This is a genomic window from Thalassospira mesophila, assembly GCF_002115755.1.
Lineage (GTDB): Bacteria > Pseudomonadota > Alphaproteobacteria > Rhodospirillales > Thalassospiraceae > Thalassospira > Thalassospira mesophila.
Map to the genome: position 1 here is coordinate 123,495 of NZ_JFKA01000010.1, position 22,475 is coordinate 145,969.

The following is a 22,475-nucleotide window of genomic DNA, read 5'->3' on the forward strand; positions in this document are numbered from 1 at the left end:
CCGCCTGCGCTGCCCCCCCCTTAAAACACCAACGGGCCGGTGGCATTACGCCACCGGCCCGACCTGGTTAACCCGCCACAAACAAGGGGACTATTTTTTCGCATCCCGCAAATAGGTTGCGAAAACATCGCCAAAAACCTGCTGCCAGCCGGTGATGTAGCCATCACGCACAGCCGTGGCAATTTCACCCAGATTTTCCCATTCCCAATGCACCAGTTTGATCACGCAATGGCCAAAGGCATTTTGATCAAAGCTGACACTGACGCGGGTATAGTCCCCCGCATCCCAGCCCGGATGCCAGGTAAAGGCAACCTGTTCGCCCGGCAGCCAGATTTCGATCTTGCCCCAGGTCAGCGGTGTGCGCCCACGGGCGGTTTCAATAATTTCACCACCCAGACCGGGATGCATTTTAATGCCGGTGCATTCTTCGCGTGAAATGGTGTGGCTGGCACGCGGCCACCATTCATTAAAGTTTTCGGTAAAGGCGATAAAGGCGGCTTCGGGATCGCGCGGTACTGTAATTTCCACAGTAACCGGATCAAGCAGTGCCATATCCGCGCCGTCGGTGGTAAAACTTTCGTCAGTCATGCTCTTGCCTCAGGCCGTTTCGGCGGCCGGTTTCCATAAATCATCCAAAATCGCGGGCAACTGGTCAAAATGGTCAATGACCGCATGTGCCCCGGCCGATTGCAGCTTTTCGCGATCGTGATAGCCCCATGCCACACCGATCGACAGCATGCCCGCCGCCCGGCCCATTTCGATATCAAAGGTGGTATCGCCAATCATGGCGCAGCAGCGCGGATCAACACCGGTTTCCATCATCGCCGCTTCCAGCATCGAAGGATGTGGCTTTGACGGGTGGTTGTCGCAAGTCTGCAAGGTGACAAACCGCTTTGACAAATTATTGCGGTCTAGCACCGCATCAAGCCCGCGCCGCGCCTTACCGGTCGCCACCCCGGATAACCAGCCGCGCTGATCAAGGGTATTAATCACCTCGAGCACACCGGGAAACAGGGGTTCGAAAAAATCCGGGCTTTGGCGCAGGGTAAAAAAGGCTGATTTGTAACTGTTGGTGACGGCCTCGATCAGGGTGGTTTCCAGCATCGCGGGGCGGGCCAGCTGGGCAATTGCTTCTGGCAGGCTCAGACCAATGATGGTGCGGGTTTTCTCAAGGCCGGGGCAATCCAGCCCGTGTTCGGCAAAGGCGTGGTCCATGCAATGGGCAATGGCATGCTGACTGTCCACAAGGGTACCGTCGCAATCAAAAATCACCAGTCGAAGCAAATCTGTCGTCATTCACAGGCCCTGTATCGTATCGCCATCATGGGTTTAACATGACAATTCATGACAACTGCCAACAGGCCACGGGGGAATAAATCTCATCCCGGCGGCGGCAGCGCACGGTGCCCCTACCGTCTAGCGCATAGCGGGGAAAAGATCGAGTCTTCCCGACAAAAGAAACGCCCTGCGCATTTAATGCCCAAGTCATTCAACCCAAAGGGAAATAAAGCGCGCTATTATTTATTAGAATTTAGTTATACAATGGTGGATGGCCCCGAAAAAGGGGGAGGAAACCATGTTAACACTTAAAGACTGCTTCGACTTTAGCGACCTTAACGAAGACGAAATCTGCGCTATTGCCGAATGTGAACACATCCCGATCATCAGTGCGCTTGAAGAAGGCGACAATCTGGTTCACAGCGCACGGGGTCGTCAGCGCATTGCCAAAATGCTGCTGCAACGTGCCAAAGAATGCGATTTACGTGGCATGGATGGCCATGCCACGCAATTACGCTGCATTCACAAGGCTTTCATCACCCGCTTTGGGCCTTAACGCGCCATAATGGATGATGCGAACACACACCGTATCCGGGGCCAACCGGGCCGGTGTCTGGTTGTTTGCGGCCCGGACAAGGCCATTACCGTCGGGAATCGTCCCGACGGAATGGTTTCTTTTCTTTTTCCCGGTGAATTTCGGGTGTCAAAAACTTGGTTGCCGTTTTCGGATCGAAATTCAACGCTTTCATGCTTTCGCTGAAATGCGGTGGTACCGGTGCCTCGATAATAACGCGATAGCCCGTTACCGGGTGCGGAAAATCGATTGCGCGGGCATGCAAATGCATCTGGGTGGACAAACCATCGCTGAACGCTTTGGTGCCGCCATATTTTCCATCGCCCAAAATCGGGCAACCAATCGCCTCGCAATGGGCGCGCAACTGGTGGGTACGCCCGGTTAGCGGCGACAGGGCCAGCCAGGCGGCTCTGCGCCCCGCACGGGCCAGCTGGCGATAAATCGTTTGCGCCGACTTCCCTTCCTTGGTGTCGATCACCATTTTTTCGCCGCCCTTGCCGCCCTGTTTGGCCAGCGGGGCGTCTATCATGCCTTCGCGTTCAGTCGGCGCGCCTGAAACCAGCGCCCAATACAGCTTGCGAGTGGTTTTATCCTTGAACGCCCGGGTCAGCGATGCGGCCGCCGATGCCGAGCGTGCCAGCAACAACACACCACTGGTGTCTTTATCCAGGCGATGGACCAGCTTGGGCCGTTCCTTGCTATCAAGCTTTAACGCATCAAGCATGCCATCAATATGCAGGGCGGTGTTGGTGCCCCCCTGCACGGCCAGACCAGCCGGTTTATTAATTGCCAGAACGACTTCATCATAAAACAGCACAGAATCACGCAGGGCCTGCAAGTCTTCCTCGCTGGCATTGACCTGGGCCGGACCGGATTTGACGCGCGGTTCATAACCACCTTCGCGCCACGCGGTTTCACCGCCGCCCGACATAACCGGCACCGGCGGCACACGAATTTCCTGGCCTGGCTCAACCCTTTGGTTGGCCTTGGCCCGTTTGCCGTCGACACGGATTTGCCCGCCGCGCAAAAATTTCTGGACCTGACCGAATGTAAATTCCGGGCAGTTGCGTTTGAACCAGCGATCCAGGCGAAGTTCCGCCTCGTCCGCCTTGACCCGACGCAGGGTAACACCGCTCATTGGACGGCTCCTCGTACTAATGCCATTGCCCCGAACAGGGCAGAAATGCCAACAAAAACCGATACGGTGACATAAAGGGCCGCCAACGCGAAATTGCCGCGCTCATAAAGCGTCGCGACATCCAGGGAAAAGGTGGAAAACGTGGTAAACGCCCCCAAAAACCCGGTAATAACAATTGCGCGTATTTCAGGCCCTATCGAAAATTTAAGTGCGCCCAGTTCAATGACCAGCCCCATAATAAACGAGCCGACAATATTGACCGCGAAGGTTCCCCAGGGAAAGCCATGCCCGAGGGCTGTATTCACCCAGCCCGAAACCACATAGCGCGACATAGCCCCCAACGCCCCACCCAGGGCCACACAGGCAAAAATGATCGGTGAAAATTGCATGGCCGGGAAGCTAGTCCTTCATTGTTCAAATGTCACATGCCAAAACCGCACGGGCGACCAGCACCTTCGCACGGACCAGATGACGTCAAACCGTTTACAGCGCAGCCCCGGTGATGTGGCCTGATCTGACGAAAAAGCCACCACGGGTTTAAAGCGCACTGCCCCGGATGTAACAGAGGATGGCCAGACAGGCAATCTTATCATCATTCAATGATATGCAAACCCGGCCAGGCGGGCTTTATTTTACCCGAAAGCAGGTTTTTTGTCGGCCTAATTGGCGACTTTGCCCTGTGTTACCTCGCCAAGGCGCGATAACACCCTTTTTAGCCGTCTTTTGTTGGCGCCCAAATCGGCGGCACCATAAACAGACCGGCTATAGGCCAAAAGCTGGCTGGTGTTATCTTCAACCGGGACGGCCTGCAAATCGACCCAGTCGGGGAAACGAAAAACCGGGCTGCGCAAGACAATGCGCAAATGCAGGGTTTCGGCATTGCGCAGGGTTACCTTGCCGCCCATCGTGCCTGCAATTTCCTCGATCCGGCTGAAAAGCTGGCTGGCACTGACCTGAAAAACCGGGCTGTCAATTTTGCGAATGGCTGGCGGGCACCGGTTGCCGCCGCATACCAGATAAAAATTGGGCTGGGCAGGAAGCGGCATTTCCGGTGAAAAACGAACAATTTCAGGCTCGCCCGGCGGCAACATTGAATCAAGCAGCCCGCTAAAACGCACACCGGCAAATGTCAGCCCGACCACTGCGATAAACCACATGATCACCATCATGAACCGCGTCACGCACGTCCCCTTGTTTCTTCCCCATACATCGGCACACTCTGCCAGATAGGCCGCTAGAACCAAAGGATATTAAACGTTTTCAGCGACAAAAACAAAAGACCGGTGCGCAACACACCGGTCTTATATGTCGAATGCAACGCTGGGGGGAATAAAACGGGGAAATGCGTTACATTACGTGATGACGTGGCACATCAGGCCGCAACAGGCAACGCTGCTGCTTCGACATTGGCAATCGCCGTTGCCATTGCTTTTTCGGCATCAACCGCAAAACCCGAGGCTTCGACCACAGTGACATCGGAAATGCCCAAAAATGCCAGGAACTGTTTCATGTAAGGGGTGGCAAAGTCGTAGGCACTGTTAACCGGAACGCCGCCGGTTGCGACAACCAGATAGGCTTTTTTGCCGGTCAGGGCGCCAACCGGGCCATTTTCGGTGTAGTTAAAAGTAACCCCAACGCGGGCAACCATGTCGTTCCAGGCTTTCAGGGTTGACGGAACAGCAAAGTTATACATCGGCACGCCGATAACCACGGTGTCCGCGGCCTGCAATTCGCCAACCAGCGTATCGGAATTTGCCAGCAAGGCCTTCTGCGCATCGCTGCGGCTATCGGCCGGGGTGTAATATGCGCCAACAACGTCGCCGCTCAGCGCCGGGGCAACATTGGCATTCAGCGCACGCGAGGTTACCGATGCCGACGGATCAGCAGCCTTGATGCGATCAATCAGTTTAAGGGCCAACTGACGGCTTTTGGAATTTTCGCCATTTACGGACGGATCGATATGCAAAATCGTGCTCATGGAAAAGTCTCCAGACTCAATATGTTGTTATGAAAACACCATACCAATTTCCAGATTGAAGACTATCCATCGACTACGCACATGTTTGTTTCCGTTTTTATCCTAATCTTCGGAACCGCGTTTTTGCCGCTCGCGGCGCAGCCGGGCGAAATAGTCGACGCGCTTGCGCAAATCGCGCTCGAACCCGCGTTCTACCGGCTCGTAGAACTGTTGCCGACGCATACCTTCGGGGAAATAGTTTTGCCCGGAAAAACCATCTTCCTGATCATGGTCATAGGCATAACCCGTGCCGTAGCCAATTTCTTTCATCAGCTTGGTTGGCGCATTAAGGATGTGCGCCGGCGGCGTTAACGACCCGGTATCGCGGGCAATTTTGGCCGAACGGTTATAGGCGTTGTAACCGGCATTGGATTTAGGGGCCAATGCCAGATAAATCACCGCCTGCCCCAGGGCCAGCTCGCCTTCGGGGCTGCCCATCCGTTCATAGCTTTGCCATGCCCCCAGGCATATCTGCTGTGCTTGCGGGTCGGCCAGGCCGATATCCTCAATCGCCATGCGCAACAGGCGCCGGGCGACATATTTGGGGTCTTCGCCCCCCGCCAGCATGCGGTTAAACCAGTACAGGGCGGCATCCGGGTCTGATCCGCGCACGGACTTATGCAAGGCACTGATCAGGTTATAATGGCTGTCATCGCCTTTGTCGTAAATCGGCACACGTTTTTGCACCACGCGCGACAATTCCGCCACGCCAAGCGGCCCGTCGTCGCTGGCAGGTAACATAAACAGTTCTTCGGCCATATTGAGCAAATAACGCCCGTCGCCATCGGCCATGGCACGCAGGGTAATCCGGGCTTCGTCGGTAAGGGGAAGATCAAAGCCCATTTCGGCTTCGCTGCGTTTAAGCAATTCTTCCAGTGCCGGGTCATCAAGCCGCTTTAACACCAGAACCTGACTTCGTGATAACAACGCGGCGTTAAGCTCGAATGACGGATTTTCGGTGGTCGCCCCGATCAGGGTAATGGTGCCATCTTCGACATAGGGCAAAAAGCTGTCTTGCTGGGCCTTGTTAAAACGGTGAATTTCGTCAACAAATAACAGGGTGCTAGCCCCGGTGCTGCGCCGGCCGCGCGCACGCTCGAACACTTTGCGCAAATCAGCCACACCGGAAAAAATCGCCGATAACGGCTCAAACGCCATATCGGCAATATCGGCCATCAGGCGGGCCAGCGTGGTTTTGCCACAGCCCGGCGGCCCCCATAATATCACCGATGGCACGCGTCGTGTTTGTGTCATCCGGGTTAACGGGCCGTCATCGCCAAACAAATGGTCCTGCCCCACCACCTCGACCAGTTTGCGCGGGCGCAACCGGTCTGCCAGCGGGCGGGCAACCTGACTTTCAAACAACGATACCATGCCTGTCTTTTAACCTTTCGTGCGTTCATCGCGCACATATCAAACCGGTGCCCCGGCACAAGCACGCCCCGGAGCACCGCATATCATGATCCTACAGCGTATAATCCGCTGTCAGGATTTTGCCATCCCGCTTAACCGCGATTGACCAGTTACGGCCCTTCTCGCCAGTGCGCAGGGCCTTTTTAAGCACATCGACACTGTCAATACGGGTTTTGTTGACTTCCGTAATCAGATCGCCCGGCTTCAGGCGGGCCTGCCGGGCCAGACTGTTGCCGGGCACTTCCAGAACAATAACACCGCTCATCAGGGTATCAACGCCCAGTTCATCGGCCAGTGCCGGGTTGAGATTGGCAACTTTGGCCCCGCCAAACGGGTTGCGTCCGCCAACAACGGTTTCATCACGGGCGGGGGTTTCGGGGGCCACTTCCAGCGGCACCGAAACGTCCTGTTTGCTGCCATCGCGCAAAATCGTCAACACGGCATTGCCAGTTGCTTCCAGGGTGGCAATACGGAAACGCAGGCTGTTGGGGTCGTCCACTTCCAGGCCATTTACAGCAACAACCACATCTCCGGCTTTAAGCCCCGCCCGATTTGCCGGGCTTTGCGGATAAACCGCATTGATCAGCACCCCGCCCGGACGTTCAAGGTCAAGCGAGCGTGCCAGATCGGCAGTCACAGTTTGCCCCGACGCACCAAGCCACGGACGGCGCAAATCACCACTGATCAGGCCGCGCATCACGACCTTGACCATATTCACCGGAATGGCAAAACCAATGCCGTTTGACCCGCCCGATTTGGTAAAGATGGCGGAATTCACCCCAACCAGATCGCCGTTCATATCAATCAGCGCCCCGCCGGAATTGCCCGGGTTAATCGCCGCATCGGTTTGAATGAAAGACTGATAATCCTGCCCGGTGACACCGGCACGGGCCAGCGCGGACACAATACCACTGGTCACGGTTTGGCCCACCCCAAACGGGTTGCCAATCGCGAGAACCAGATCACCAACTTCGACATCATCGGAATCGCCAAGTTTCAAAGTTGGCAGGGCATCTTGCACGTCAACAAGCTTAAGAACGGCAAGGTCTGTGCGTTCATCCGCCCCCACGAGTTTGGCATCAAATTCGCGCCGGTCATGCAACACCACGCGAATTTCGCTGGCCCCGTCAATAACATGGCGGTTGGTAACGATGGTGCCGTCGGGCGATACAATCACGCCCGACCCCAGCGACCGCTCAATGCGCTGGCGCGGCGCCCCAAACGCCCCGCCAAACCGGTTGCCAAAAAACTGGCTGAAAAACGGGTCGTTCATAAAAGGATTGGCGGGCCGTGATGTGACGACCTTTTTGGTAAAGATATTTACCACGCTTGGTGCCGTTTGTTTGACCAGCGGCGAAAACGACATCTTTATTTCGGCATCACTGGTTGGCAATCGCCGCTCGGACGCGGCCGCCTGGTGATGCCATCCCCCTGCCAGCACTGCCATCCCCATTGACAGTACCAACGCGAACATTCCGATCTTTTTTGCCTGCACGTTTCTCTCTTCCATGCTTGAGATGGGTGGTTTTCAACAACCCGCGTCACCGAAATGCGGTGCCTGCCCGTGCGGTCGGGCAGTTTATTTTTAAACGGGTGACCTTCCGCCCTGCCCCAAAGCAGTAAAGACCGGGGCAACAGACGAAAACCGGGACCGGTTTACACGGGTTAAAAACCATGGGACCCAAAAGATTTAGGCCCAAAACCCGCCGCCCGCAACCACCGACCACAGCAAACAGCAGATCCGGCGCATCACAGCGCTCTTTTACCCGCCATCCGCCCCGTCCGTGACGCCAGAATGCGGGATACACGCACCAATCGAAAAAACAGCCATAAAAAAACGGACGGTGCCCAAAAGCACCGCCCGTCTGTATCTTAGGCCAAGGTAACCGGACTTATTCGTCCGAACCTTCAGCTTCGCTCTCTGCTTCGAGGCGAGCGCGGTCTTCCGCGCCTTTTGCTTCCGGGTCACGATCGACGAGTTCGATCAGTGCAACCGGAGCCGCATCGCCGTAACGAAAGCCGGCTTTAAGAACGCGGGTGTAACCACCACTACGGTCTTTGTAGCGTTCAGCAATAACGCTGAACAACTTGGAAACAGCCGTTTCGTCACGCAGGGTCGAAAGGACCTGACGACGTGCATGCAGGTCGCCCCGCTTGCCCAGCGTAATCAGTTTTTCGACATACGGGCGAAGATCTTTGGCCTTCGGAAGAGTCGTCTTGATCTGTTCGTGAGTGATCAACGAAACAGCCATGTTGGCAAACATTGCCTTACGATGGGACTTCGTCCGATTAAGCTTACGGCCGTGCATACCGTGACGCATGGGTACTCTCCTTCTGGCTTGGCTTCGCGCGCGAAACCGATTGTGAAACCGTAACGCCACCCTGAAAACAGGTCATGCACGTACGGTGTGGGCAATTCTGCCCGATCAGGATTTGCATCCTGTGCTGGACCGCAGAACGCGTTCCATATCGACCCGCAGGCCGAAGGCCCGTTTTAGAACGGGTCTTCGAACTTGCGTGCCAGATCTTCGATATTCTCAGGCGGCCAACCGCCGACTTCCATCCCGAGATGCAGGCCCATCTGAGCCAGAACATCCTTGATTTCGTTCAGCGATTTACGACCGAAGTTCGGGGTACGGAGCATTTCTGCTTCGGACTTCTGAACCAGATCGCCGATATAAATGATGTTGTCGTTCTTCAGGCAGTTTGCCGAACGAACAGACAATTCAAGTTCATCAACCTTACGCAGCAGGTTTTTGTTGAACGGCAGTTCGTCTTCTTTCTTCTCTTCGACAACCGCTTCGGGTTCTTCGAAGTTAACGAACAGCGACAACTGGTCCTGCAGAATGCGTGCAGCAAGGGCGACCGAGTCTTCCGGGGTAACCGAACCGTTGGTTTCAACAGTGATCGACAATTTGTCGAAATCGGTATCCTGGCCAACACGGGTGTTTTCGACCTTGTAGGCAACCTTGCGGATCGGGCTGAAAATGGCATCGATCGGAATCAGGCCAATCGGTGCATCAGCAGAGCGGTGCGCAGTCGCAGCAACATAGCCCTTGCCGTTTTCAACCGTGAATTCGATATTGAGCGTCGCGCCATCATCAAGGTGGCACAGCTCAAGACCCGGATTGAGGATTTCGATATCCGCACCGGTTTCAATCTGACCTGCGGTAACGGCACCAGGGCCGGTCGCCTTCAGGGTCATCTTTTTCGGACCTTCGGCATGCATGCGCACGCCCAGGGTTTTAATATTCAGGATGATGTCGGTAACGTCTTCCCGGACTCCCGGAATAGACGAGAATTCGTGCAAGACGCCATCGATCTGAATTGCAGTAACTGCTGCCCCCTGGAGGGATGACAGCAGAATGCGACGCAGCGCGTTGCCCAGGGTCTGACCAAAACCGCGCTCCAGCGGTTCAGCCACGATCGTACCGACGCGGCTGGCGTCTGTACCCGGGGTAACATCAAGCTTCGTCGGCTTAATCAGTTCCTGCCAGTTCTTCTGAATCACGAGACCCACCTTCGCAACTGGAGCCTAGGGTAATGTGAGGTGCAACGCACCCCAACGAGAAACGCGAACAGGCCCGGTTTCCCGGGCCTATACGCGGGTCGTCCGCAGATCGGCGCGATTAGACGCGACGACGCTTGCGCGGACGGCAACCATTGTGCGGAATCGGCGTCACGTCTTTGATCGACGTGATGTTAAAGCCGACAGCCTGAAGCGCACGCAGAGCCGATTCACGTCCCGAACCCGGGCCTTTGACTTCGACTTCGAGAGTCTTCATGCCGTGTTCAGCGGCTTTTTTACCAGCGTCTTCAGCAGCCATCTGGGCTGCATAAGGCGTTGATTTACGCGAACCACGGAAACCCATGCCACCAGCAGTCGACCAGGCAATGGTATTGCCCTGAACGTCGGTGATGGTAACCATGGTGTTATTAAAGGTTGCGTTGACGTGGGCGATGCCGTTCGTAATATTCTTACGTTCGCGGCGACGCACACGAGTCTGTGGTGCTTTTGCCATAATCGTTCCCCTACCTTACTTCTTCTTGCCAGCAATCGGCTTAGCCGGGCCCTTACGGGTGCGGGCATTGGTGTGGGTACGCTGACCATGCACCGGCAGACCGCGACGATGACGCAGACCGCGATAGCAGCCCAGGTCCATCAGACGCTTGATGTTCATTGCGGTTTCACGACGCAGGTCGCCTTCGACAACGTAATCGGCATCGATTACTTCGCGAACACGCAGAACCTGGTCGTCGCTCAGCTGGTGAACACGCTGTTGCGATTCGATACCAGCTTTCGAGCAGATTTCTTTAGCTTTCGCCGGACCAATACCGGTGATGTAGGTAAGCGCAATCACGACGCGTTTGGCAGTCGGGATATTTACGCCAGCAATACGAGCCACTGTGTGAGACTCCTGTTTCCTGTTAACAAACCCTGCGGCAGATCCAATAGGGCCAATCGCAGACGCCAAGCGGGCCAGCAAACGCCAACCCGCAAAGCAAAAAACGACCAGCCCGGGAAATTACCCCAGGATGGCTTCAATCTCGCGCGTAACTTCGTCGATTTCGGCCATGCCGTCAACTGTTTTCAGCTTACCATCATTTTCGTAGTATGGAATGATGGGGGCTGTTTGCCTGTGATAGGCTTCCAGTCGGGACGTAACCGTTTCGGCGTTGTCGTCTGCACGACGCTTAAATTCGGTGCTGCCACATACATCGCAGACACCTTCGACCTTGGGTTTCTGGAACTCGTCATGATAGCCCTGACCGCATTTGGCGCAGGTATAACGGCCAACAACACGGCGCACAAGCGCGGCATCATCAACACGCAATTCAATCACATAGTCCAGTTCAAGGCCTTTTTGCTCCAGCATCACATCCAGGGCTTCTGCCTGGGCTGTGGTGCGTGGAAACCCGTCCAGAATGAAACCACCTTTGGTGTCATCCTGGTCGAGACGTTCCGAAATCAGGCCAATCATCAGATCATCGGATACGAGATTACCCGAATCCATCACTTCTTTGGCCTGCTTGCCCAGCTCGGTACCGGCGGCAACGGCTGCACGCAGCATGTCACCGGTAGAAAGCTGAATCATCCCGCGACCCGTTTCAAGGCGTTTTGCCTGGGTCCCTTTGCCGGCACCTGGCGGGCCGAGTAGGATAATGTTCATCGTTACCCCCTGATAGTCGCGCAGCGCCTTTCTTAGCGGCGGCGTCCACGCAGTTTTGATTTCTTGATCAGGCCTTCATACTGATGTGCCAGCATGTGCGACTGAATCTGTGCAACAGTATCCATGGTTACCGTGACAACGATCAGTAAGCTAGTACCACCAAAGTAGAATGGCACCGACCATTCCGCGATTAACAACTCTGGCAGGATACATACAAAAGCCAGATACGCGGCACCCAAAACCGTCAGGCGGGTCAGAATAAAATCAAGGTGAGCTGCGGTATTTTTGCCCGGACGGATACCGGGAATAAAGCCGCCATGCTTCTTGAGATTGTCAGCTGTATCGTCGGGATTGAACACTACAGCCGTATAGAAAAACGAGAAAAACACGATCAGCGCGATATAAAGCGCAAGATAAAGCGGCTGGCCGCGGCCCAGAAGGGCTGTCACACTCGTCAACCACGCAGGCGCATCAGCACCGGCAGTAAATTGTGCGACCGACAACGGCATCAGCAACAATGAACTGGCAAAGATCGGCGGGATCACACCGGCAGTGTTGATTTTAAGCGGCAAATGCGAGCTTTGCCCCTCCATCACCTTCATGCCAACCTGGCGTTTCGGATACTGGATCAGAACCCGGCGCTGCGCACGTTCCATAAAGACGATAAAGGCGATAACACCGACAGCCATAACGATGATGCCGACAATCACAAAGGCCGAAATCGCCCCGGTCCGCCCCAGTTCCAGCGTCCCGGCGATGGCACGCGGCAAATTGGCAACAATACCGGTGAAAATGATCAGGGAAATACCGTTGCCGATACCACGCTGGGTCACCTGTTCGCCCAGCCACATCAAAAACATTGTACCGCCAACCAGCGTAACAACAGCAATGAGGCGGAAGAACATCCCCGGATCGTGGACGGCAGCCCCGCCGGACCCTGACATGCTTTCAAGACCAACAGCAATGCCCCAGGCCTGAATGGTAGCAATCAGCAAAGTCAGATAACGGGTATATTGATTAATTTTTTTACGACCCTGCTCGCCCTCTTTTTTATATTGCTCAAGAGCGGGAGAAACGGTCGTCATCAACTGAATGATAATAGAAGCCGAGATGTAGGGCATGATGTTCAAAGCAAAGATCGTCATGCGGCTTAAAGCGCCACCTGCGAACATGTCAAACATGCCAAGGACACCACCCGCATTCTGCCGGAAAATATCAGCAAGAATGGACGGATCCACGCCAGGAACAGGAATATACGTCCCCAGACGGTAAACAATAAGCGCCCCCAAAGTGAACCAGATACGCTTTTTAAGCTCAGTCGCCTTGGAAAAGGACGACCAGTTCAGGTTCGCGGCAAGCTGCTCGGCGGCCGATGCCATGCACTCATCTCCCAATACACTAAAATCGGAGGGTCCGGGCCCATGCATGATGGAACCGGACCCTCACGTCGTTACAGAGGCTTACTCTGCGGTTTCGTCTGCGGCAACTGCCGGAGCCAGAACCTTAACCGATCCACCAGCTTTCTCGACAGCTTCAATAGCTGACTTGGAAGCACCGGTGATTTCGATCGCGAGTTTCGCCTTAAGTTCGCCCTTGGCGAGCAGACGCAGGCCGTCTTTCTGCGGACGGGCCAGGCCTTTTTCCACCAGAATGGCGATGGTAACAGTTGCACCTTCTTCAAGCGCACCGTTATCAACGGCGGTCTGAAGGGTACCAAGGTTAACCACACCATATTCCTTGCGGAACGGGTTTTTAAAGCCACGTTTCGGAAGGCGGCGATAAATCGGCATCTGCCCGCCTTCGAAACCGTAAATCGCTACGCCGGAACGGGACTTCTGACCCTTCTGACCTGCGCCAGAAGTTTTGCCTTTGCCCGAACCAATGCCGCGACCAACACGGGTGCGCGTTTTACGGGCGCCCGGGTTATCAGCAAGTTCGTTGAGTTTCATCAATCAACACCTTTTCGATCTGGGCCAATCAGGCCTCGTCCACACGGACGAGGTGTTTGACCTTGGCGATCATTCCGCGAATAGCCGGAGTATCTTCCAGCTCACGAGTCCGGTGCATCTTGTTGAGACCAAGACCGACCAGCGTAGCACGCTGGTCTGCCGGACGTCCAATCGGCGACCCGGTCTGGGTAACGCGAACGGTCGCTTTTTTGTTAGCAGCCATATCGAATTACTCCTTTTCGAGCGCAGCCGCGGCAGCCGTAGCTGCTGCAGAACCGCTATCGCGACGGGCAACGATATCGCCAACCTTCAGACCGCGCTTTGCAGCCACCTGACGCGGTGAAGCGCCATTGACCAGAGCGTCGAGGGTTGCACGGATGACGTTGTGGGGGTTGTTGGACCCGGTGCATTTAGCAACCACATCCTGAACACCCATGGTTTCAAAAACCGCGCGCATTGCACCACCGGCAATAATACCGGTACCGGCCGGAGCCGAACGGAGAAGAACCCGACCTGCACCAAAATGACCTTTAATGTCATGGTGCAGAGTCCGACCTTCCCGCAAGGGAACGCGGATCATGTTACGCTTGGCTGCTTCGGTGGCCTTGCGGATCGCCTCTGGCACTTCACGGGCTTTACCCGTGCCGTACCCGACGCGACCGCGCTGGTCACCAACGACAACCATTGCGGAGAATGCAAAACGACGACCGCCTTTGACCACCTTCGCGACGCGGTTGATACCAACCAGCTTGTCAACGAGTTCAGTCTCTTCGCGGTTTTTCGGCGCTTGCTGTTGATTTTGGTTACGTGCCATGGTCGTGCTCCTTAGAAGTCCAGACCGCCCTCACGGGCGGCATCGGCCAGAGCTTTCACCCGGCCATGGAACAAATACCCGCCACGATCGAAAACGACCGTTTTGACACCAGCGGCAACAGCACGTTCGGCAATCGCCTTGCCAACCAACACAGCTGCATCGGCGTTTCCGCCTTTATCACCGTTCTCACGCGACGAAGCGGAGGCAATAGTGGTGCCTGCCAAATCGTCGATGATCTGCGCATAGATATGCGCGTTCGAACGGTGAACGCTGAGGCGCGGGCGACCGGCCGCTTTCTGGCGGATCGCAAAACGAACGCGGCGCTTGCGACGTTCGAAAAGGTTTCTCGCGTTGTTCATCGTGCCAGTCCTTACTTCTTCTTGCCTTCTTTGCGCAAGATATACTCGCCCTCGTAACGGACACCCTTGCCTTTGTAAGGCTCCGGACCGCGCCAGCCGCGGGCATTTGCCGCAAACTGACCAACGAGCTGTTTATCTGCGCCAGAAATGGCGATAAGGGTCGGCTTTTCGGCAACGACAGAAATACCGGACGGAATGTCCATTTCTACGTCATGCGAAAAACCAAGCTGCAGAACCAGTTTGTTCCCCTGGACCTGGGCACGGTAACCAACACCGGTGATTTCAAGCTTGCGGGTGAAACCTTCCGAGACACCGGCAACCAGGTTGGCGATGTTGGCACGGGTGGTACCCCACAGCGCGCGAGCGCGCTTGCTATCATTCTTTGGTTTAACCCAGATCTGATTATCTTCCTGGGTAACGGCTACATCCGAGGTCAGGTTCAGGCTGAGCTCACCGAGCTTGCCTTTTGCACTGAATACTGCTTCGGTCAGGTTGATGGTTACGCCGTTTGGCACAGCCACCGGATTTTTTCCTACTCGCGACATCGTTGGCCCTCTCCTTAGAATACCTTGCAGAGGATTTCGCCGCCGACATTTTGCTCGCGAGCTTCCTGATCCGAAAGTACACCCTTCGGAGTAGAAAGAACTGCGATACCGAGACCGTTATATACCTTCGGAAGATCTTTGATCTTCGAATATACACGACGACCCGGGGTCGAGACGCGGTCGATCTGCTTGATTACACCATTGCCTTCAAAATATTTGAGTTCAATAGCAATCTCGCTGACGCCCTTGCGAATTTCACTGACAGAATAACCGCGAATAAACCCTTCGCGCTGGAGAACATCCAGCACGCCGAGACGCAGTTTGGAAGCCGGCGAGACAACGTTGGGTTTACCAACGCGCTGACCGTTACGGATACGCGTGAGCATATCGCCTACGGGATCAGTCATAGACATGTGATGTCCTCCTTACCAGCTGGACTTCACCATGCCCGGGATCTGACCGCGTGAGGCAAGCTCACGCAGGGCGATACGGGACAGGCGGAATTTACGATAGACCCCACGCGGGCGACCGGAAATCGCACAACGAAGACGTTGGCGACTCGGGGCCGAGTTGCGGGGCAGCTGGGCAAGTTTCATCACAGCTACAACACGATCCTCAAACGAAGTCTCGCGGTTGTCGATGATCGACTTTAGAGCAGCACGCTTGTTGGCATACTGTTTTGCCAGACGCTCGCGTTTAAGCTCGCGCTGGACGGCACTTTTCTTGGCCATGGGCCAACCTCCGTTAGTTTCCGAACGGAAGATCAAAACCCTTGAGAAGGGCCAGAGCTTCACCGTCGGACTTAGCCGTGGTACAAATGATGATGTCCATCCCGCGTGCCGAATCGGCTTTGTCGTATTCGACCTCGGGAAAAACAAACTGTTCCTTGAGACCCATGGCAAAATTGCCACGACCATCGAAGGATTTCTTGTTCAGACCGCGAAAGTCACGAACGCGCGGAAGCGCGATCGTCACCAGACGATCCAAAAATTCGAACATACGGTCGCGACGCAAAGTCACTTTACAACCGATGTTCATGCCTTCACGAAGCTTGAAAGCCGCAACGGACTTTTTCGCTTTGGTGAAAACAGGTTTCTGACCGGTGATGGCCGCGAGATCCGCAGCGGCACCTTCCAGCTTTTTGCGATCCTGGGTGGCGTCGCCGACACCCATGTTGATCACGATTTTTTCAAGGCGCGGAATCTCCATAACATTCTCGTAAGAGAATTCTTTCTGGAGTGCATCACGCACCACTGACTTGTAATGTTCGCGCAGGCGCGTCATTTTTCCGTCCCTCAGTTGTCGATGACTTCGCCGCTGAGCTTCGCAACGCGAACCTTGCGACCATCATCGAGGGTCTTGAAACCGACGCGGGTCGGCTTGTTTTCTTTCGGATCAACAATCGCGATGTTGGAAACGTTGATTTTCGCTTCCTTCTCCACGATACCACCGGTTTCAGCACCGGACGCACGCTGGTGACGCTTCACCAGGTTAACGCCCTGTACAAGAACCTTGTTTTCGGTAGGGAAAGCGGCGATTACCTCGCCGGTTTTACCCTTGTCTTTACCCGTCAGAACAATAACGCGATCACCCTTTTTAATTTTGGCAGCCATTACAGCACCTCCGGAGCGAGCGAAATGATCTTCATGTAACCACGCGAACGAAGTTCACGGGTTACCGGGCCGAAAATACGTGTACCGATCGGCTCACCGTTGTTGTTAATCAACACGGCTGCGTTGCGGTCGAAACGGATCGCAGACCCGTCAGAGCGGCGAATTTCCTTTGCGGTCCGAACGATGACAGCTTTGTGTACTGCACCCTTCTTAACACGACCACGCGGGATGGCTTCCTTGACGGAAACCACGATAACATCACCAACATTGGCGGTTTTACGCTTCGAGCCGCCCAGTACCTTGATGCACTGGACACGGCGAGCGCCGCTATTGTCGGCGACGTCCAGATTGGACTGCATCTGGATCATGGGTTTACCCCTTGACTATAATTGGGCTGAGGATTCACTCCTCGACCACTACTTCCCAAGACTTCAATTTCGAGATCGGCCGGCATTCGCGAATACGAACGACGTCACCCGTCTTGAAGCGGTTCTCTTCATCATGCGCGTGGAATTTCTTCGACTTGCGCACGTACTTTTTATACAGTGGGTGCATGACTTGGCGTTCCACACGGACCACCACAGTCTTGTCGTTTTTGGTCGAAACGACTGTCCCCTGCAATACACGCCTCGGCATGTGTCTTAACTCCTATGCGTGTCCTGTTAGGCCGCGCGGGCACCCTTCTCGTTTCCGAGAAGGGTTTTGATGCGGGCAATATCACGACGGACCTGACGGACCCGCGCAGTATTTTCGAACTGCCCGGTCGCCTGTTGGAACCGCATGTTAAACGATTCCTTCCGTAGATCGAGCAGCATTTCTTTCAGTTCATCGGCGCTTTTAGCGCGGAGGTCAGCAACTTTCATCACTAATTACTCCCCTTCACCAAGACGCGTGACAAACTTGGTCTTGATCGGCAGCTTAGCCGAAGCGAGCTCGAAAGCCCGGCGTGCAAGATCCAGCGGAACACCGTCGAGTTCAAACATAATCCGACCGGGTTTGACGCGGGCTGCCCAATATTCGACAGAACCCTTACCTTTACCCTGACGAACCTCGGCAGGCTTTTGCGAAACCGGCAAATCCGGGAACACCCGGATCCACACCCGACCTTGACGGCGGATGTGACGGGTGATCGCGCGGCGGGCCGCTTCGATCTGACGCGCCGTTATACGCTCCGGTTCCAAGGCTTTCAAGCCATAAGCGCCGAAATTAAGATCCGTTCCACCTTTTGCTTCGCCTTTAAGGCGTCCCTTATGGGCTTTACGGAACTTTGTGCGTTTCGGAGAAAGCATCTTTCTATCTCCTTACTTACGGCCAGAGCCAGCCGACTCGAGCGCACGGCGCTCGGAAGCCAACGGATCATGAGCCATGATTTCGCCCTTGAAGATCCAGACCTTCAGACCGCAAACACCATAGGTGGTGTGTGCTTCTGCAGTGCCATAATCGATATCCGCACGCAGCGTGTGCAGCGGAACCCGACCTTCACGATACCATTCGGTACGAGCAATTTCAGCCCCACCGAGACGCCCTGCAGCGTTGATCCGAATACCACCAACGCCGAGGCGCATGGCATTCTGAACCGACCGCTTCATGGCGCGACGGAAGGAAACGCGGCGCTCAAGCTGCTGGGCAATGTTGTCAGCGACCAGCTTGGCATCGACTTCCGGCTTGCGGATTTCGATGATGTTAACCTGCACTTCGGCATTCGCCAGTTTCTGCAGATCATTCTTGAGCTTTTCGATGTCCTGGCCTTTTTTGCCGATCACAACACCCGGACGGGCGCTGTGGATCGAAATCCGGGCTTTTTTGGCAGGACGCTCGATAATCACCTTGGAAACGCCTGCTTGTTTCAGACGCTCCATGATGAATTTACGAATTGCCAGATCTTCGTGAAGAAGACCGGCAAAATCGACCTTGTTGGCGTACCAGCGGGAATCCCAGGTACGATTGATGCCAACGCGCAGGCCGATCGGATTAACTTTCTGACCCATTATTCGGCCCCCTCACGTTCGCACACAACGATGCGGATGTTGGAGAACGGCTTAATGATCTTGCCAACGCGACCACGTGCACGGGCACGCCAGCGTTTCATCACAAAAGCTTTACCAACAGACGCCTCTTTTACGTACAGACGGTCAACGTCAAGCTGATGGTTGTTTTCGGCATTAGCAATTGCCGACTCCAACAACTTCTTGACGTCATTCGAAATACGCTTGTTGGAGAAGGTCAGCTCTGCCAAAGCAGTTTCTGCCTTCTTCCCACGAATCGACTCGGCGACGAGGTTGAGCTTACGCGGGGAAATGCGTACTGCCCGGAGCGAAGCCGCAGCCTCGTTATCCGCCAGCCGACGGATGTCAGCTTTCTTGCCCATCGTTACTTCCTCTTCGCCTTTTTGTCGGCCGCATGACCATAATAGGTCCGGGTCGGCGAGAACTCACCGAACTTGTGACCAATCATGTCTTCGGTCACGAGTACCGGAAGGAACTTCTGGCCATTGTAAACCCCAAAAGTGAGGCCTACGAATTGCGGCAAAATCGTCGAGCGCCGCGACCAGGTCTTAATTACCTCATTCCGGCCAGAGGCACGGACTGTATCGGCTTTCTTAAGAAGGTATCCATCTACAAACGGACCCTTCCAAACGGAACGCGCCATTGTCTAGCCTCCTCCGTTAGCTCTTATGACGACGGCGCATAATGAGCGCGTCAGTCTTTTTGTTCGAGCGGGTGCGTTTACCCTTGGTCGGCTTGCCCCAAGGCGTAACCGGGTGACGACCACCCGACGTACGACCTTCACCACCACCATGCGGGTGATCAATCGGGTTCATGGCAACACCACGAACCGAAGGACGCTTACCAAGCCAGCGATGACGGCCAGCCTTACCAAGATTCGTATTTTGCTGGTCCTGGTTGGACACGGCACCAATCGTTGCCATGCATTCACCACGAACCAAACGCACCTCACCGGAGGACAGCTTAAGCTGGGCGTAACCCTGGTCCTTACCGACAAGCTGCACATAGGCGCCTGCCGACCGTGCGACCTGACCACCTTTAGCGGCTTTCAGCTCGACGTTATGGACGATGGTACCGACCGGAATATTCTTCAGCGGTGCGGCGTTACCCGGCTTAATGTCTACGCGGTCGGAAGCGACAACTTTGTCGCCAACTGCGAGACGCTGCGGTGCGAGGATGTAGGCCAACTCGTCGTCGGAATAACGAATCAGGGCAATGAATGCCGTGCGATTCGGATCATATTCCAAACGTTCAACCGTGCCGACAACATCAAACTTGTTACGCTTGAAGTCGATGATACGGTAACGACGCTTGTGACCACCACCGATACGACGGGCAGTGATCCGACCAGAGTTGTTACGGCCACCTTTCTTGCGCAGACCTTCGGTCAGCGCTTTGATCGGCTTGCCCTTGTGGAGATCGGAGCGATCGACAAGAACGAGCTGACGGCGACCAGGAGATGTTGGTTTAAATTTCTTCAAAGCCATTGTCTTAGATTCCCGTCGTCACATCGATAGATTCACCCTCGACGAGGGTAACCATCGCTTTCTTGAAATCACTCCGACGGCCGGCAATACCACGAAAACGTTTGGTTTTGCCTTTCACCACTGAGGTGTTAACCGCCTTGACCTTCACCCCGAACAGACCTTCCACAGCAGCCTTAATCTCCGGCTTGGTGGCGTCGATAGCGACTTTGAACGCAACAGCGTTGTGTTCAGAAATCAACGTCGACTTTTCAGTAATATGCGGGGCGCGGATGATTTCGTACATCCGCTCTTTGCTGATTATCGTCATTTGAGACGTGCCTCCAACGCTTCGACCGCACCCTTGGTCAGCACCAGGGTGTCACGGCGCAGGATGTCATAGACGTTGGCACCAACCTGCGGCAGAACATCAATCTGCGGGATGTTGCGCGCTGCGCGAGCAAAACCTTCGTTGACCGATGCACCGTCGATGATCAATGCCGATTTCCAGCCGAGTTTTGAAAAAACAACGGCCAGAGCCTTGGTCTTCGAGTCCGAGAAATCCGCATTATCAAGAACGATAAGCTTGCCGTCCTTTGCTTTAGCCGACAGAGCCGTCTTCAGCGCGAGTTTACGGAATTTCTTGGTCAGATCATGCGAATGGTCACGAACACGCGGACCATGCGCAACGCCACCACCACGGAACTGTACAGCTTTGCGAGAACCGTGACGTGCGCCGCCACTGCCCTTCTGCCGCACGAACTTTTTCGTGGTTGCGGAAATTTCGCTTTTTTCCTTGACCTTATGGGTCCCGGCGCGGCGCTTTGCCAACTGCCAGGTGACCATGCGGTGAAGGATGTCACGACGAACTTCCAGACCAAAGATCTCTTCTGCGAGATCAATATTGCCGGCGCTGGAAGCGTCCAGATTCAATACGTCGAGCTTCATGATGCTTATTCCTTATCCTCGGCGGCTGCTTCAGCAACCGGGGCAGCACCCTTAAGCGCGGCCGGGAACGGCAGACCTTCAGGCGCAGCACGCTTCACCGCATCCTTGACAAGGACATACGCACCCTGATGACCCGGAACAGCACCGTGCACCAGAACCAGACCTTTATCTTCGTCGGTAGCGACGATTTTCAAGCTCTGGACAGTAACACGGGCAGCACCCATATGGCCGGCCATCTTCTTACCTTTGAAGACGCGACCAGGATCCTGGCACTGGCCGGTGGAACCGTGCGAACGGTGCGATACAGACACACCGTGCGAGGCACGCAAACCAGCAAAATTGTGACGCTTCATCGCACCGGCAAAACCTTTACCGATCGAGGTCCCGGTAACGTCGACATACTGGCCTTCAACGAAGTGAGCTGCTGAAAGTTCAGCGCCAACTTCAATCAGGCCGTCTTCGCTAACGCGGAATTCGACAAGTTTGGCTTTCGGTTCGACTTTTGCTTTGGCAAAGTGGCCACGCATCGGCTTCGATACGTTTTTAACTTTTGCCTTACCGTAACCCAGCTGTACGGCAACGTAACCGTCGACGTCGTTGGTACGATTCGCAACGACCTGAAGGCTATCAACCTTCAGAACGGTCACAGGAATATGCACACCCTCGTCTGTGAAGACGCGGGTCATGCCGACTTTCTGGGTAATAAGTCCACTACGCATTGCGGCTTACTCCCGATTAAAGCTTGATCTCGACATCGACACCGGCAGCAAGGTCGAGCTTCATCAAAGCATCAACAGTTTGCGGAGTCGGGTCGACGATGTCGAGAAGACGCTTGTGCGTACGGATTTCGAACTGTTCACGTGACTTTTTGTCAATATGCGGAGACCGCAGAACAGTGTATTTTTCTATGCGGGTCGGCAGCGGAATCGGGCCGCGGACCTCTGCGCCAGTGCGCTTCGCCGTATTGACGATCTCGCGCGTGGACTGGTCCAGCACGCGATGGTCAAACGCCTTAAGGCGAATGCGAATGTTCTGACTATCCATGTAATTATGTACCGGAGCCCTCAAAAGGACACCGGCCCCTCAACTGGAGTTGACGATTGCCGCAAAAAGTATCGCGGGCGGCTTATGTAGCCGCCCGCGACACAAAGATCAAGGAAATTATTCAATGATCTTTGCAACGACGC

Annotated in this window: 36 protein-coding genes; 1 reads left to right on the forward strand and 35 read right to left on the reverse strand. The window is 55.0% G+C overall.

The window, feature by feature from the left end:
• Positions 1-90: 90 nt before the first annotated feature.
• Complete coding sequence (locus tag TMES_RS17820; RefSeq protein WP_169718851.1) at positions 91-588, reverse strand: SRPBCC family protein; 498 nt, start codon at positions 586-588, stop codon at positions 91-93.
• Positions 589-597: 9 nt separating this feature from the next.
• The gene (locus TMES_RS17825; RefSeq protein WP_085585041.1) at positions 598-1,296 is read right to left on the reverse strand and encodes an HAD-IA family hydrolase; all 699 of its coding nucleotides are present in this window, start codon (positions 1,294-1,296) and stop codon (positions 598-600) included.
• A 280-nt stretch (positions 1,297-1,576) separates the two neighbouring features.
• Between TMES_RS17825 and TMES_RS17830 the strand changes: the two genes are divergently transcribed.
• Positions 1,577-1,834 (forward strand): hypothetical protein, encoded by a 258-nt coding sequence (locus tag TMES_RS17830; RefSeq protein ID WP_085585043.1) that lies wholly within the window; start codon positions 1,577-1,579, stop codon positions 1,832-1,834.
• 85 nt (positions 1,835-1,919) lie between these two features.
• Here TMES_RS17830 and TMES_RS17835 read toward each other — a convergent pair whose 3' ends face one another.
• The 33 genes from TMES_RS17835 to rpsJ form a co-directional block, all read right to left on the reverse strand.
• A complete protein-coding gene (locus tag TMES_RS17835; protein WP_085585045.1) occupies positions 1,920-2,990 on the reverse strand; it encodes an RluA family pseudouridine synthase in 1,071 nt (356 codons plus the stop codon).
• Positions 2,987-3,379, reverse strand: a complete 393-nt coding sequence (crcB, locus tag TMES_RS17840) for a fluoride efflux transporter CrcB (protein ID WP_085585046.1) — start codon at positions 3,377-3,379, stop codon at positions 2,987-2,989. Before crcB ends, TMES_RS17835 begins: the two co-directional genes overlap by 4 nt.
• 270 nt (positions 3,380-3,649) lie before the next feature.
• A complete protein-coding gene (locus tag TMES_RS17845; protein WP_143589716.1) occupies positions 3,650-4,171 on the reverse strand; it encodes a DUF1499 domain-containing protein in 522 nt (173 codons plus the stop codon).
• A gap of 191 nt (positions 4,172-4,362) precedes the next feature.
• The gene (locus tag TMES_RS17850; protein ID WP_085585050.1) at positions 4,363-4,968 is read right to left on the reverse strand and encodes an FMN-dependent NADH-azoreductase; all 606 of its coding nucleotides are present in this window, start codon (positions 4,966-4,968) and stop codon (positions 4,363-4,365) included.
• A 102-nt stretch (positions 4,969-5,070) separates the two neighbouring features.
• A complete protein-coding gene (locus TMES_RS17855; protein WP_085585052.1) occupies positions 5,071-6,381 on the reverse strand; it encodes a replication-associated recombination protein A in 1,311 nt (436 codons plus the stop codon).
• A 91-nt stretch (positions 6,382-6,472) separates the two neighbouring features.
• The gene (locus TMES_RS17860) at positions 6,473-7,894 is read right to left on the reverse strand and encodes a DegQ family serine endoprotease (protein ID WP_245835503.1); all 1,422 of its coding nucleotides are present in this window, start codon (positions 7,892-7,894) and stop codon (positions 6,473-6,475) included.
• 418 nt (positions 7,895-8,312) lie between these two features.
• Entirely contained in the window at positions 8,313-8,741 is a 429-nt protein-coding gene (gene rplQ / locus TMES_RS17865; protein WP_085585056.1) for a 50S ribosomal protein L17, read from the reverse strand.
• Between the two features lie 173 nt (positions 8,742-8,914).
• Positions 8,915-9,931: a DNA-directed RNA polymerase subunit alpha gene (locus tag TMES_RS17870; RefSeq protein WP_085585058.1), complete on the reverse strand. Its 1,017-nt coding sequence runs from the start codon at positions 9,929-9,931 to the stop codon at positions 8,915-8,917.
• A gap of 118 nt (positions 9,932-10,049) precedes the next feature.
• Positions 10,050-10,442, reverse strand: a complete 393-nt coding sequence (gene rpsK / locus TMES_RS17875) for a 30S ribosomal protein S11 (RefSeq protein WP_085585060.1) — start codon at positions 10,440-10,442, stop codon at positions 10,050-10,052.
• A 15-nt stretch (positions 10,443-10,457) separates the two neighbouring features.
• A complete protein-coding gene (rpsM, locus tag TMES_RS17880) occupies positions 10,458-10,826 on the reverse strand; it encodes a 30S ribosomal protein S13 (RefSeq protein WP_085585062.1) in 369 nt (122 codons plus the stop codon).
• Between the two features lie 120 nt (positions 10,827-10,946).
• Complete coding sequence (locus tag TMES_RS17885; protein ID WP_085585064.1) at positions 10,947-11,591, reverse strand: adenylate kinase; 645 nt, start codon at positions 11,589-11,591, stop codon at positions 10,947-10,949.
• A gap of 32 nt (positions 11,592-11,623) precedes the next feature.
• Positions 11,624-12,970 (reverse strand): preprotein translocase subunit SecY, encoded by a 1,347-nt coding sequence (secY, locus tag TMES_RS17890; protein ID WP_085585066.1) that lies wholly within the window; start codon positions 12,968-12,970, stop codon positions 11,624-11,626.
• Between the two features lie 81 nt (positions 12,971-13,051).
• Positions 13,052-13,540: a 50S ribosomal protein L15 gene (rplO, locus tag TMES_RS17895; RefSeq protein ID WP_085585068.1), complete on the reverse strand. Its 489-nt coding sequence runs from the start codon at positions 13,538-13,540 to the stop codon at positions 13,052-13,054.
• A 28-nt stretch (positions 13,541-13,568) separates the two neighbouring features.
• Entirely contained in the window at positions 13,569-13,763 is a 195-nt protein-coding gene (gene rpmD / locus TMES_RS17900; RefSeq protein WP_085585070.1) for a 50S ribosomal protein L30, read from the reverse strand.
• Between the two features lie 6 nt (positions 13,764-13,769).
• Complete coding sequence (gene rpsE / locus TMES_RS17905) at positions 13,770-14,354, reverse strand: 30S ribosomal protein S5 (protein ID WP_085585072.1); 585 nt, start codon at positions 14,352-14,354, stop codon at positions 13,770-13,772.
• Between the two features lie 11 nt (positions 14,355-14,365).
• Positions 14,366-14,713, reverse strand: coding sequence for a 50S ribosomal protein L18 (rplR, locus tag TMES_RS17910; RefSeq protein ID WP_085585074.1), 348 nt, complete (start codon positions 14,711-14,713; stop codon positions 14,366-14,368).
• 11 nt (positions 14,714-14,724) lie between these two features.
• A complete protein-coding gene (rplF, locus tag TMES_RS17915; protein ID WP_085585076.1) occupies positions 14,725-15,258 on the reverse strand; it encodes a 50S ribosomal protein L6 in 534 nt (177 codons plus the stop codon).
• A 14-nt stretch (positions 15,259-15,272) separates the two neighbouring features.
• Positions 15,273-15,671, reverse strand: a complete 399-nt coding sequence (gene rpsH / locus TMES_RS17920; RefSeq protein WP_085585078.1) for a 30S ribosomal protein S8 — start codon at positions 15,669-15,671, stop codon at positions 15,273-15,275.
• Between the two features lie 12 nt (positions 15,672-15,683).
• Positions 15,684-15,989: a 30S ribosomal protein S14 gene (rpsN, locus tag TMES_RS17925; RefSeq protein WP_085585080.1), complete on the reverse strand. Its 306-nt coding sequence runs from the start codon at positions 15,987-15,989 to the stop codon at positions 15,684-15,686.
• Positions 15,990-16,002: 13 nt separating this feature from the next.
• Positions 16,003-16,542 carry a 50S ribosomal protein L5 gene (gene rplE / locus TMES_RS17930; RefSeq protein ID WP_085585082.1) on the reverse strand — a complete coding sequence of 180 codons (540 nt, stop codon included), beginning with the start codon at positions 16,540-16,542 and terminating at the stop codon, positions 16,003-16,005.
• 11 nt (positions 16,543-16,553) lie between these two features.
• Positions 16,554-16,871, reverse strand: a complete 318-nt coding sequence (rplX, locus tag TMES_RS17935; RefSeq protein ID WP_085585084.1) for a 50S ribosomal protein L24 — start codon at positions 16,869-16,871, stop codon at positions 16,554-16,556.
• Positions 16,871-17,239 (reverse strand): 50S ribosomal protein L14, encoded by a 369-nt coding sequence (rplN, locus tag TMES_RS17940; protein WP_085585086.1) that lies wholly within the window; start codon positions 17,237-17,239, stop codon positions 16,871-16,873. The genes rplX and rplN overlap by 1 nt, the downstream gene beginning before the upstream one ends.
• 34 nt (positions 17,240-17,273) lie before the next feature.
• A complete protein-coding gene (gene rpsQ / locus TMES_RS17945) occupies positions 17,274-17,507 on the reverse strand; it encodes a 30S ribosomal protein S17 (RefSeq protein WP_007091498.1) in 234 nt (77 codons plus the stop codon).
• Positions 17,508-17,533: 26 nt separating this feature from the next.
• Complete coding sequence (rpmC, locus tag TMES_RS17950; protein WP_085585088.1) at positions 17,534-17,734, reverse strand: 50S ribosomal protein L29; 201 nt, start codon at positions 17,732-17,734, stop codon at positions 17,534-17,536.
• Between the two features lie 6 nt (positions 17,735-17,740).
• Entirely contained in the window at positions 17,741-18,160 is a 420-nt protein-coding gene (gene rplP / locus TMES_RS17955; RefSeq protein ID WP_073953856.1) for a 50S ribosomal protein L16, read from the reverse strand.
• 12 nt (positions 18,161-18,172) lie between these two features.
• Positions 18,173-18,859: a 30S ribosomal protein S3 gene (gene rpsC, locus TMES_RS17960; RefSeq protein ID WP_085585090.1), complete on the reverse strand. Its 687-nt coding sequence runs from the start codon at positions 18,857-18,859 to the stop codon at positions 18,173-18,175.
• Entirely contained in the window at positions 18,859-19,239 is a 381-nt protein-coding gene (gene rplV, locus TMES_RS17965; RefSeq protein WP_085585092.1) for a 50S ribosomal protein L22, read from the reverse strand. Before rplV ends, rpsC begins: the two co-directional genes overlap by 1 nt.
• Positions 19,240-19,241: 2 nt before the next feature.
• Positions 19,242-19,520 carry a 30S ribosomal protein S19 gene (rpsS, locus tag TMES_RS17970; protein WP_008892178.1) on the reverse strand — a complete coding sequence of 93 codons (279 nt, stop codon included), beginning with the start codon at positions 19,518-19,520 and terminating at the stop codon, positions 19,242-19,244.
• 16 nt (positions 19,521-19,536) lie between these two features.
• Positions 19,537-20,364 carry a 50S ribosomal protein L2 gene (gene rplB / locus TMES_RS17975; protein ID WP_085585094.1) on the reverse strand — a complete coding sequence of 276 codons (828 nt, stop codon included), beginning with the start codon at positions 20,362-20,364 and terminating at the stop codon, positions 19,537-19,539.
• A 4-nt stretch (positions 20,365-20,368) separates the two neighbouring features.
• Entirely contained in the window at positions 20,369-20,671 is a 303-nt protein-coding gene (locus tag TMES_RS17980; protein ID WP_085585096.1) for a 50S ribosomal protein L23, read from the reverse strand.
• Positions 20,668-21,288 (reverse strand): 50S ribosomal protein L4, encoded by a 621-nt coding sequence (rplD, locus tag TMES_RS17985; RefSeq protein WP_085585098.1) that lies wholly within the window; start codon positions 21,286-21,288, stop codon positions 20,668-20,670. Before rplD ends, TMES_RS17980 begins: the two co-directional genes overlap by 4 nt.
• Before the next feature lie 5 nt (positions 21,289-21,293).
• Complete coding sequence (rplC, locus tag TMES_RS17990; RefSeq protein ID WP_085585100.1) at positions 21,294-22,007, reverse strand: 50S ribosomal protein L3; 714 nt, start codon at positions 22,005-22,007, stop codon at positions 21,294-21,296.
• Between the two features lie 16 nt (positions 22,008-22,023).
• A complete protein-coding gene (gene rpsJ, locus TMES_RS17995) occupies positions 22,024-22,332 on the reverse strand; it encodes a 30S ribosomal protein S10 (RefSeq protein ID WP_007091508.1) in 309 nt (102 codons plus the stop codon).
• Positions 22,333-22,475: the final 143 nt, after the last annotated feature.